This is a genomic window from Mycobacterium sp. (assembly GCF_052143115.1).
Lineage (GTDB): Bacteria > Actinomycetota > Actinomycetes > Mycobacteriales > Mycobacteriaceae > Mycobacterium.
This window is the reverse complement of the sequence record NZ_JBKQTQ010000321.1, coordinates 1-10,578: the sequence shown is the minus strand read 5'-3', so window position 1 is coordinate 10,578 and position 10,578 is coordinate 1. Positions and strand designations below refer to the sequence as shown.

At 65.2% G+C, this 10,578-nt stretch carries 11 protein-coding genes and 2 pseudogenes; 5 read left to right on the top strand and 8 right to left on the bottom strand.

Going from position 1 to position 10,578, the window contains the following annotated elements; genetic code table 11:
• Positions 1–240: 240 nt before the first annotated feature.
• Positions 241–483, top strand: a complete 243-nt coding sequence (locus tag ACLQI9_RS31415; RefSeq protein ID WP_442380762.1) for a hypothetical protein — start codon at positions 241–243, stop codon at positions 481–483.
• 187 nt (positions 484–670) lie between these two features.
• Here the strand turns inward: ACLQI9_RS31415 and ACLQI9_RS31410 are convergent.
• The 3 genes and pseudogenes from ACLQI9_RS31410 to ACLQI9_RS31400 all read right to left on the bottom strand — a co-directional run bounded on the left by ACLQI9_RS31410 (position 671) and on the right by ACLQI9_RS31400 (position 3,206).
• Positions 671–1,655, bottom strand: a pseudogene (locus tag ACLQI9_RS31410) (NAD-dependent epimerase/dehydratase family protein).
• A 4-nt stretch (positions 1,656–1,659) separates the two neighbouring features.
• The gene (locus tag ACLQI9_RS31405; RefSeq protein ID WP_442392756.1) at positions 1,660–1,986 is read right to left on the bottom strand and encodes a hypothetical protein; all 327 of its coding nucleotides are present in this window, start codon (positions 1,984–1,986) and stop codon (positions 1,660–1,662) included.
• Positions 1,987–2,405: 419 nt separating this feature from the next.
• Complete coding sequence (locus tag ACLQI9_RS31400) at positions 2,406–3,206, bottom strand: lipase family alpha/beta hydrolase (protein WP_442392754.1); 801 nt, start codon at positions 3,204–3,206, stop codon at positions 2,406–2,408.
• A 107-nt stretch (positions 3,207–3,313) separates the two neighbouring features.
• Here ACLQI9_RS31400 and ACLQI9_RS31395 point away from each other — a divergent pair, with 107 nt between their 5' ends.
• Positions 3,314–3,592: a type II toxin-antitoxin system VapB family antitoxin gene (locus ACLQI9_RS31395; RefSeq protein ID WP_442379480.1), complete on the top strand. Its 279-nt coding sequence runs from the start codon at positions 3,314–3,316 to the stop codon at positions 3,590–3,592.
• On the opposite strand, the gene ACLQI9_RS31390 is transcribed toward ACLQI9_RS31395, so the two are convergent.
• The 3 genes and pseudogenes from ACLQI9_RS31390 to ACLQI9_RS31380 all read right to left on the bottom strand — a co-directional run.
• On the bottom strand, positions 3,521–3,712 hold the full coding sequence (locus ACLQI9_RS31390; RefSeq protein WP_442379478.1) for an STAS/SEC14 domain-containing protein: 192 nt from the start codon (positions 3,710–3,712) through the stop codon (positions 3,521–3,523). The genes ACLQI9_RS31395 and ACLQI9_RS31390 overlap by 72 nt on opposite strands.
• A complete protein-coding gene (locus ACLQI9_RS31385) occupies positions 3,661–3,981 on the bottom strand; it encodes a hypothetical protein (protein WP_442379487.1) in 321 nt (106 codons plus the stop codon). The genes ACLQI9_RS31390 and ACLQI9_RS31385 overlap by 52 nt, the downstream gene beginning before the upstream one ends.
• Positions 3,944–4,260 (bottom strand): annotated as a pseudogene (locus tag ACLQI9_RS31380) (PhoU domain-containing protein); the annotation flags it as partial. The gene ACLQI9_RS31385 and the pseudogene ACLQI9_RS31380, both read right to left, overlap by 38 nt.
• Before the next feature lie 394 nt (positions 4,261–4,654).
• Between ACLQI9_RS31380 and ACLQI9_RS31375 the strand changes: the two are divergent.
• Positions 4,655–5,638: an Acg family FMN-binding oxidoreductase gene (locus ACLQI9_RS31375; protein WP_442379476.1), complete on the top strand. Its 984-nt coding sequence runs from the start codon at positions 4,655–4,657 to the stop codon at positions 5,636–5,638.
• 40 nt (positions 5,639–5,678) lie between these two features.
• On the opposite strand, the gene ACLQI9_RS31370 is transcribed toward ACLQI9_RS31375, so the two are convergent.
• Positions 5,679–6,113 carry an SRPBCC family protein gene (locus tag ACLQI9_RS31370; RefSeq protein ID WP_442379474.1) on the bottom strand — a complete coding sequence of 145 codons (435 nt, stop codon included), beginning with the start codon at positions 6,111–6,113 and terminating at the stop codon, positions 5,679–5,681.
• Positions 6,113–6,946, bottom strand: a complete 834-nt coding sequence (locus ACLQI9_RS31365) for a lysophospholipid acyltransferase family protein (RefSeq protein ID WP_442379472.1) — start codon at positions 6,944–6,946, stop codon at positions 6,113–6,115. The genes ACLQI9_RS31370 and ACLQI9_RS31365 overlap by 1 nt, the downstream gene beginning before the upstream one ends.
• A gap of 151 nt (positions 6,947–7,097) precedes the next feature.
• Here ACLQI9_RS31365 and ACLQI9_RS31360 point away from each other — a divergent pair, with 151 nt between their 5' ends.
• Positions 7,098–7,757: a hypothetical protein gene (locus tag ACLQI9_RS31360; protein WP_442392753.1), complete on the top strand. Its 660-nt coding sequence runs from the start codon at positions 7,098–7,100 to the stop codon at positions 7,755–7,757.
• Between the two features lie 810 nt (positions 7,758–8,567).
• Positions 8,568–10,578 (top strand): phosphoenolpyruvate synthase (gene ppsA, locus ACLQI9_RS31355; protein ID WP_442392751.1); only part of this gene is annotated, 2,011 nt, incomplete at its 3' end.

The following is a 10,578-nucleotide window of genomic DNA, read 5'->3' as shown; positions in this document are numbered from 1 at the left end:
CTGGCATACCCTGACCGCGCGACACCTCGTCGCCCTCGTGCGTGCAGGCGCCCGCTTCGAGAAAGGCTAGCTCGTTAAGCGGCCCGCCGAATCAGGACGTGGTCAGCACGTCGCGTGGCACGCCGATCCACGGGTCTTGACGATTCCTCAGGCCCGCCGGGCTGAAGCCCCTGTCCTCTGCCGACCACAGTGAACCAGAGGACGCCGACGGCGGCACGCGATCCAAGGGGAAGGCCAGCAATGACTGAGTTAACACGGGCCGAGCTGGCCAAGGAGCTGGGCTTCTGGCCTGCCACGGCTAAAGGATGGACGTGGGCGTGGCAGCGGTGTCGCCGCTACGACTACCGGAAGTGCCTGACGCACTCAACCAATCCTGACCACCTGGTTCCCAGCGCGGCGTCTGCGACGAATGTGCCGCCCCTGCGGATAGCCGCCCGGTATGCGGCGGGGAGACCTCGACCCAACATGAGCCCGGGCGATTGACCTGTTTCGCTTCCCGTCTCCTGCCTGAATAGGGAAATGGCGGCGGGATGACGAAGCGGCTCGTACCAACAGGTGCGCGCACGAGCGCCTCCCGAGTGGAGGCTCGGCCTTCAGGAAGTAGTGAGTGCAATGTCCTACGGAATTCGCCCCGTTGATCGGTCCTGCGGATCGTATGGCGCTGCACGGGTTATACAGCCTCCGCGAGGGCCTGCAGCGTTTCCGCCGACGTGTACGTCGGCTTCCAGCCCAACTGCGACTTCGCCTTGCTGGTGTCCATCACAACCGACGCCCGCGCGACGTGCAGCCACTCCAGGCCCGACGGAACGAACGGCATGTGCGCGATGACCGTCAACGCGGCGGTCGCCGCGACGGCCGGAACCCGCACTGGGTGCCCGCCCAGCGCCGTGACGACTTCCGAGATGCTGACCTCGCCGTCACCGGCGATGTTGTACGCGCCCGGCGGAGCATCGGTAGTCGCGGCTAATGCGATCGCGGCGGCGACGTCGTCATGGTGCACCAGCTGCAGCGGAAATCCCGGGTCGGGGATGGGCATCTTGAGCAGGGGAACCGCGCGGGTGGCCGACTGCACCACCCCCGGCAGCTGCCGCCACGGCATCGCGTCGGCCAGCGCGGGCGCTTTCGGCCCAGCGACGATGCACGGTCTCAGCACGAACACCTCCAGCGACGACCTGCGGGTTATTTCTGCGAGGGCGGCTTCACAGGCGGCTTTCTGTTCGGAGTAGTAGTGCTCAGGCGAGCCGCGTGGGGGCCACGTCTTCTGTGATCGGAACCGGGTTGTCGGAGTGGTAACCGTAGGCGGCCACGGACGACGTGTACACCAGCCGCCGGGGCCGCTGCGCGGCGACGGTCGCCTCGAAGACGTTGCGCGTTCCCGCCAGGTTGACGCGCGCGCTTTCCTCGCGTGAGCCCATGATGACGAACGCGAGATGGATGACGACGTCGACCTCGGCCACCAGCGCGTCGACAGCTTTGCGGTCCAGGATGTCGCCCTGCTGGTAGGTGGTTTTCGTCCAGCCGTGGGCCGCAGGGTCGAACGGGCGCCGCGCCATCCCGACGATGCGGTCCACCGCAGCATCACGCTCGAGCGCTTCCAATGTCGAGATCCCGATCTCACCGGTCGGCCCGGTGACGGCGACTGCGAGCCTCGCCATCTGGTCAGGATCCCCTTTCGGGGGGCGCAAAACAGCGAAACCCGCATTTTACGGCTCCACCATGGCGCGCACGTTCGCAGAGGCTCTGCTGCAGCACACGACCGACCTGGCGCCCCGCGATGCGGTCGGCGATCAGCCCGAGCAACCCGCCGGGCGCCTGGTAGGAGAGCCGGAAGGTCACCCTGGTGCCGTCCGGCCCGGCGTCGCGCAGCCGGAAGCGTCCGCGCAGGTTCACCCCAGTGATGCTGACCCAGGCAAGATCGCCCGCTTCGTCGAATTCGACGACCTCGATGATGCCGCCCACCGGCGCGGACCCGATCTTCCAGTGCACTTCGTAGCGGGACCCGATTCGGGGTGACCCAACTCCACCGGCAGCACCAACAACTCGGACGGCAGAATCGCATTCCACAATGCCGGCTGGTCGTTTACAGTTCTGAGCACGATAACGAGGCGCTGCTGGCCAAGGCGGCGGCCGCGACGCTGGGGGGCAGTGCTGGCCTACCGCTGGAGGTCACCCGCCGGATCGTTACCGAGCGTGGCAAGGGGCGGACGTTCCAGGCGTCCTCCTTGGCTCGGCGGACGGTGAAGGAACAGTCGTCGACGACCTTCATGGAGCCCACTGTCTTGCCAATTGGCCACGGCTCTGAGATTCCGGTGCAACGACTTCCATCAAGGCCGTGGCGACTAGCGACACGCCGCGGGCCCACGCCGGACGGCTGTGGTGCGGGGCGGGGACGGCGGCTGTCGTGCTCAATCGTGTGTAGCGTGAGGACGATTGGGAGCTTCGTATCGCCGCCAGCGACCTTCAGGCTGGGCGAGCCGATCCGCGATGACGTAGAGGGTTTCAAGATTGTGGCCGTATCCGAGGTGGCTGCTGTGCACGTCAACGTTCTCCGTGCGCGGCGCCGGAAGGCTGGTGCAGCACTGCCAGGCCACGATGCCGTCGGTTTTGCTGTAGATGCACGTGGTGGGGAGGCTCAGTGGGTTCTCCCGACCGATACGGGCGGCCTCGGAAATAACTTTCGTGGCGTCGGAGCCCCGGTTGATCAGGTTCCACATGCGCCAAGCGTGACTGGCTTGGTGATTACCGCGGAACGGGGAGCCAAGAGTGATGACCGACCGGACGTCATCGGGAAACTTCCGCGCCAACTCGCGCGCATAGATGCCGCCCGCACTCCAGCCGATGATGCTCACCCGCTGCCCGCCGCTGCGGGTTCGCAGCTGGTGAAGACGCGCCGGCAGTTCGTCTTTCATGCTGGGCCGGTACCCAAGGTTGTACCCCTGCCCCCAGTCGTAGGCCCGATACCCGAGCTGACGCAGGACATGGCGGAGGAATCGAGTGGATTCTGCGCCCGCCAAAAACCCAGGAATCACCAGAACCGGGTGTCCATCGCCGTGGGGCCAGCGCTCGATGAGGTCACCGGACAGTCGTGCACCCAGATATTCCACGACGGTGCGCCATTCGCGTAACCGCAGCCGACGGCTCGGCGCGACGGCGCCGACGGCATCAGGTATCACATCGGGTGAGTCATCCCCGCCCGATGTAGACATTTCCCGTATAGAAGGCACGGGAGAGTCCTCGATTCGTTTCTCTAACTTGACCACGGTGTGCGCATCCCGTTCGAGCAAAGGTGTGATGGTTTCATATCATTGTTCCAATGGCCCTGAACATCAAGGACCCCGAAACCGAGCGGCTCGCGGCTGAACTTGCCACATGGTTGTCGACAACGAAGACAGGTGCGATTCGCGATGCGCACCGTACACGGCTCGCGGCGCTGGGAGATCCGACGGCCCACCGCAATCCAGCGCTCGCTCCCTCGATGCGCTGCGGCGAGAGGCCGGGCGGAGAGCGCCGCGTCAACGCATCACGAGCCGTTCATGATCCATTGTCTTGTTGCCTCGATCTGTCCAGCGGCGAAATGCCTGATCTCCGCTGACATAAAGTGTGACGCTAAACGCTCTGCGACATTTCCCAGGGTGGAGTCCGTTACGAGTCCGATTCTCTTTATGCGCTTGTGATGATCTCGAACAAAGCGAAAGTGGTTGACATTACCCAAGACTCTCCCATCCCGGGAACGCCGGGGCCTTCGATAATGAGGCCGGCAAGACCGCAGGTTGCCTCGATGTGCGGATCGACCGCGTTCGCGAGTTTTACAAAGTCATCCTGCTCAAGCGGAGACTCTGGTCGCACGTGCGGGATGGAATGCGCGGTATCGAGGTTGTATTCGATCCATGTGTCGCTCCCTCTCCTGTCGGAGCTTTCGCACAGATACGACCATGCTCCAGCCCACATGCACAGCCAGCGCACCCATGCGATCCAGCGCATCCATGCGATCCACGTCGGCGACAATCTGGAGCGAGCTCACGATCGCCCGCAGGTCACGGCAACCGGTTGCTGCAGCGCCAGCAACGCCACGGCGCTCTCCCGGGCGCGGGCACTCATGGCCGCGATCGGCGCGTGATTGCTGATCACCTGCTCGGCCAGGGCAAGGTCTGCGCCCAGCAGGGCTTGAGTCGCACCGTCGATCGCCTTGGCTGGCAGGCCACATATTTCGACGATGTGCGTGCTCGGCGCGGCCAACTGTTCGTGGTAGGCGGTCCGCATCACTTGAGCCTCCCTCTTTGATCGCCAACGCCGTAGGTTGGCGCGCTGCCGGGCGCCAATCGTCGCCCACCACGTTGGTTGACGCCACGTCTCGGCCAAGCGCGCAAAGCAAGTATTCCCGCCGTCCGCCGATCGCGAGCCGTTTCACGTACACGCTGTGCGAAACCTCTCGGAGCACAACATCCCACCGCTGGAAGGATCCGACGCGCTCACCCCGGTCGATCGCGTTGAGGCCCGCGTCGGGTACGGGCCGGCTGTCACAGCCACCGTTACGGCTAATGGCGGCGCGGGTCGGGACCAATGGCTCTGGTGCCGCATGGCGGCCTGTCTAGTGTCGAGTCAGACGAAAGGTTGGACAGTAACATAGATCGGGCCGGGAGTCAGGTAGGTAGACATGGCTAAGGCGACGGTGGACATCGGGGTGATCAAGTCGGCGGTGTCGCTGGCATGTCGCGCCCCATCACTACACAACAGCCAGCCGTGGCGGTGGGTGGCCGACGGCGCCGCCCTCGACCTCTTCGCCGATCCCGACCATATCCGGTCGGCCGCCGACCGTTCTGGTCGGGAAGTATTCATCAGTTGTGGTGTGGTGTGCGATCACCTCGCAGTCGCGATGGCCGCCGCGGGGTGGCAGGCACACATCAACAGGTTCCCGAACCCGAACAACCCCGCCCATCTGGCATCGATCGACTTCAGCGCGCTGGGGTTCGTGACCGACGCCCAGCGCGACCGCGCCGGGGCCATCCTTCAACGCCGAACCGACCGGCTACCGTTCGCGGCACCGGCGAACTGGGGTGCGTTCGAACCGGTGCTCCGTGCCGCGGTCGACTCCCAGGTCGCGATGCTCGACGTCATTGCCGATAACGTCCGGCACCGTTTGGCCGACGCCTCGCGCCTGACCGAGACGCTACGTCGCTATGACGCGTCCTATCACGCCGAGCTGGCGTGGTGGACATCGCGTGCCGACGCCCCCGAGGGCGTCCCAACGGCCGCGTTGGTGTCCGAAACCGAAGCTCATCGAGTAGACGTGGGCCGCCACTTCCCGCCGGGCAGACACGGGGCACGGCGGCCCGAGATAGACCGGGATCACTCGAAGATTCTGGTCCTGTCCACACATGACGACACCCGCAGCAACGCGGTTGGGTGCGGTGAGGTGTTGTCGACCGTGCTGCTTGAGGCCACGATGGCGGGCCTGGCGACATGCACGCTGACCCACATGATCGAGATCGCGCACAGCCGCGCCATCGTTGGGGAATTGGCCCGAAGTCACGGGTTCCCGCAGGTCCTGATCAGGGTCGGCGCCGCACCGGATCCGGAGAGCCGCCCCACCCCGACACCGCGGCGACCATTGCCCGACGTACTCGAGATCCAGGCCTAAGTCGTGTGCACGCCAGTGCTGCTGGCGCCGGCACTATCAGTCAGAACTCGACCAGGCTCCTGAGGTTCTTCAGGCTCTCGGCCAGGGACCGGCCCACCTGTCGGGCCGCGACGCGGTCAGCGATCAGGCCCAACACCCCGCCATCGGAGTGGTAGGAAAGCCGCAACGCCACCAGGGTTCGACCGGGTCCCGCGTCACGCAGCCGGACACGGCCCCGCTGGGTCACACCGGTGATGTTGATCCAGGCCAGATCGCGCGCCTTGTCGAATTCCACCACCTCGGCGATGCCGCCCACCGGTACCGGGCCGATCTTCCACAACACGGTGTAGCGGGATCCGACCCCGGGTGGACCTTCGGTAATGGTCTCCCACCGCTCCAAGTACGCCAGGAAGGACGGGTAGCAAGCCGGGTCGCTGAGCACCTTCCACACCGCGTCGCGATCCGCGTTGACGACGAGCCGACGTTCGACGCGCATCAGCCGATCACCGGGAATCGACGCTCGCCGGCCAACCGATCTACTCCGGCCTGCAAGCTGGCCACAACCTTGTCGTACACCGCCTGATCGTCGCCGTCGACCTCGATCGGATCCTGCACCTCGATCACGATCTTGGCAGGCAGCGGGATATGGCCCAGCAAGTCGCCAACGTTCAGCCCCCATGGCAGCGCCAACGAGATCGGCACGCTCTTGAGCCGCAACACTCGGTCGACCATCAGCAGTCTGGCCAGCCACTGCCCGCGGCCGAGGAACAACGCCGTCTCCTGACCGCCGACACTGGCCACCGGGACGATCGGCACGCCGGCCTCGCGGGCCAGTCGCACGAAGCCCTTGCGGCCGCCGAAGTCGATGACGTGGCGCTGCCACGACGGGCGGCACACCTCATAGTCGCCACCCGGGTACACCAGCACCGCTGCGCCCGCCTCCAGCGCCAGCCGGGCGTTGTCGGGGTTAGCCGCCACGGCGCCAAACTTGCGAAGCCAGCGCAGCGCCGGGTAGGCAACCACCAGATTGTGCGCGAGCTGGTAGAACGGGCGCTCGACACCGAAGTAGGAGCAGAACGCCAGCGTGAACACGAACGTATCAGCCGGCACGTTGCCGCCGCTGTGGTTGCCGACCAGCAGAACCTGCCCGTCCGCCGGAATCCGGTCGAGGCCGCGCACATCGGCGCGGAAGTACAACACGGCAAGCAGCCAGGTGCCCGGCAGTTGGTCGCGAATATAGTCCGGGTCGCGCTGGTCCAGATCCGCCGCGGGAACCCAAGCAATCACCTGTTGCCGGGCCCACTCGATGATGTCGGCCACTCCCGCCATGACCCCAGCCTGGCACAGGCGGGCTGACCGTTGAAGATGTTTGCGGCCTTAGGTTCTGGCCCATTTGCGCTGGAAACGGCGCGATCAGGCCCGTTGAGCATGAGATCCACCGCCGCGCCATCACCTATTTCCTCTCCCACGACAACCGTGCGTGCCGACGACGCCACCCACCGGACAGCCGCAAATCGGGGCGCCGCCCCTCATACAGACACCGTGCACCTCGCCGCCGCTCCTGAACGCTGAATCCGTCCACATCGTCCCGGCGGGGTTCGCGATCACCACCACGATTGCATCGTCGTGCGGTGCTGCGGATGTCGTCTCGAACACCGCGATGCAAGTCAACGTGGTCGACGGCGCGCACGATGTCGCCGCTGGCACCTTCGACATGTCCGCACACCCTGTGGCCACCCCACCGGGCCGGGCAGCCACCCGAACCTTAGTCTTTCCCGCCGGAATGTATTGGTTGACACCAGATCTGCTCTCACAACGGCCCACGATGAACGCTCGCTACAACGGGCGGGCGACGCAGGACGCGGGGACGGAAGCACCAGGCGCAGCCAGCTTGACAGCCAAGGAGCCGGCATCACCCCAATTCGGAAGCCCCGAATCGGCTGCTCTCGTCGGACTGGGTGAGCTTGTCGACGCTGACCGAGCCGTCGTGCGTGATCTTCAGCAGTGGTGGCTACCGCAGGTGAGCTCGAAGCGTCCAGGTCTGGTGGCGGAGGGCATCACATGGACCAACGCGGACATCCTGCGCGACCCTCGCGCTGCGGCAACGATTTCCTCAGGCTCGGCTGGTGTGGTCGAGTGACTGGACGACATTCAGCTCGCCGAACTGGTGGGTGACTATCGTGGCACTGCCGATGACCACCCCCCAGCAAGTGGTGCGATGCGCAGGGATTGGACGCCGACCACTGCTTCGCAAAGATGATCAGCAGCGTGCTCGGGCCTGACGGGACGACTGTCTACCGCAAGTAACCACTAGGCGCAGTTGTACGCGCGGTCCCGAAGACGCCCGGCATCCCTTCATAACTCAGGGCCACCAGAACGACGAATCGAACCCAAGGCGCTTCCTGGAGTGTGGACGTGTCTGTTATGACGCGTTCGATTTGATTGCCGCCCGCCTCGGATTTCCGCCCGATTTCCCGTCAGTCGAAGCCGCCACCGCGCTGGTTTCGGGTTGCGCTGGTGAGCATGCACCCGGGCTGCTGAAGCCACCTCCCGTTGGGCTGTTACCCATTCAAGTGACCTTCGGCCCTGGCACCGTGCGTGCCGCTGTGGGAGGTTGACATTTGTAGCGCTGTGCGTGGCAGTGCACGCGGCCACCGGAGTGCTCGACCGACGAGGCGTGAATTTATGCGTCCCTCAGTCGGCGTGCACCCGAGGGTGGCTACGGCCGCTACCCGACACCGAATTGAGGCCCGGATGAGCTGGCGACAAGGAGTCGCTTCGGCCGCTCAGCGACGAACCGCCACAAAACGAGCGCACCGATCGTCTCCTGCGCAACCTGCACGACGAGGACGGCGGTGTCGGGCAACGATACCGGGCGAGTTCGATGCTGCATGACGTGTGCGTCGGGCTCGATCTGCCGACAGCTTGATGCGCTATGAGAGGACAGGTTATGAGTAAATCCAGGTACGTCCGCTTTTTTGAGGAGTTCGGCATCGACGATGTGCCGCTCGTCGGTGGAAAGAACGCGTCGCTGGGCGAGATGTTCCAGAAGCTGTCCGGGCAGGGCGTCCGCGTCCCGCACGGATTCGCCATCACCGCCCAGGCCTATCGCTACATGTTGGACAAGGCCGGCGCCTGGGGCCGTCTGCATGCCGAGTTCGACGAGCTGGACCCCGCCGACGTCGCCGCGCTGATGCGTAAAGGCAAGCGCGCCCGTGAGATCGTCTACGGCGCCGGGCTCCCCGACGATCTGGCCGCCGAGATTCTGGATGCCTACCGCAAGCTCCAACAGGAGTACGGCGAGGAGGTCAGTCTCGCTGTGCGGAGCTCGGCGACCGCCGAGGACCTGCCGACGGCGAGCTTTGCCGGCCAACAGGATTCGTATCTCAACATCAAAGGCGAACAGAGTCTGCTCGACACGTGCCGCCGTTGTTTCGCCAGCCTGTTCACTGATCGCGCCATTCATTACCGGGTCGACCAGGGCTTCGACCACTTCAAGGTCTCCCTGTCGATCGGCGTGATGAAGATGGTGCGCTCCGATATCTCTTCGTCCGGTGTGATGTTCTCCATCGACACCGAGTCGGGGTTTCGCGACGCCGTCCTCGTGACGGGCGCCTACGGCCTTGGCGAGAATGTGGTTCAGGGCGCCGTCGACCCCGACGAGTTCTACGTCCACAAGCCGACCTATCTAGCCGGCCATCGCACCGTGTTGCGCCGCCTCATCGGCGACAAGGCGGTGAAGATGATCCTCGTCGAGGGTGAGACGAAGAATACGACGCGAAACATCCCCACACCAAAGTCCGACCGTGCTCGGTTCTGCCTCACCGATGAGGACGTCCTCGAGCTGGCCGGCTACGCGTGCACCATCGAGGCGCACTACGGGCGGCCGATGGACATGGAGTGGGCCAAGGACGGTCTGGACGGAAAGCTCTACATCGTCCAGGCCCGCCCAGAGACGGTGGCCTCCCAGCACAGCGCAACGGCGCTGGAAACCTATCTGCTCGAGGGCCGAGGCGAGATACTCGCCGAGGGTCGCTCGGTCGGCGAGGGGATTGCCTCGGGCGTGGCGAGACGGATCGAGAACCCCAAGCACCTGTCCGAGTTCAAGCCCGGCGAGGTACTGGTCGCCGACACCACCACACCCGACTGGGAGCCGATCATGAAGACCGCCGCGGCGATCATCACCAACCGCGGCGGTCGCACCTGCCACGCGTCGATCATCGCTCGCGAACTCGGCATCCCCGCTGTGGTTGGCACCGGCGACGGAACCACTTGCGTGCCCGATGGCGAAGTGGTGACGGTGTCGTGTGCCGAGGGCGAGTCGGGCCGCGTGTACCGGGGCGAAGTGGGTTTCCATGTGGACCGCACCGAGGTGGCGGATCTGGCGCGGCCGCGAACCCAGATCATGATCAACCTCGGGAATCCCGATCTCGCCTTCAAAACGTCGTTCCTGCCGAACGACGGCGTGGGACTCGCTCGGATGGAGTTCATCATCAGCGAGTACATCCGGGTCCACCCGCTGGCCCTGCTACACCCCGAGAAGGTCGACGACTCCGAGGCGCGCAAGACGATCGATCGGCTCACGCAGGGCTATCCGGACGGGAGCGCCTTCTTCGTGGAACGCCTTTCCGAAGGAATCGGCACCATCGCCGCCGCCTTCTGGCCCAAGCCCGTCGTGGTACGGATGTCGGACTTCAAGACCAACGAGTACGCCAGCCTGATCGGTGGAGCAGCCTTCGAGCCGTCCGAAAGCAACCCGATGCTCGGTTTTCGAGGTGCCTCACGCTATGCGCATCCCGCCTACGCCGAGGGCTTCGCGCTGGAGTGCCGCGCGATGCGGCGTGTGCGCGAAGAGATGGGCCTGACGAACGTCATTCTCATGCTCCCGTTCGTGCGCCGAATCGCCGAGGCGGACCTTGTTCTCCAGACGATGGCCGACCTCGGTCTGCGACGGGGCGAGA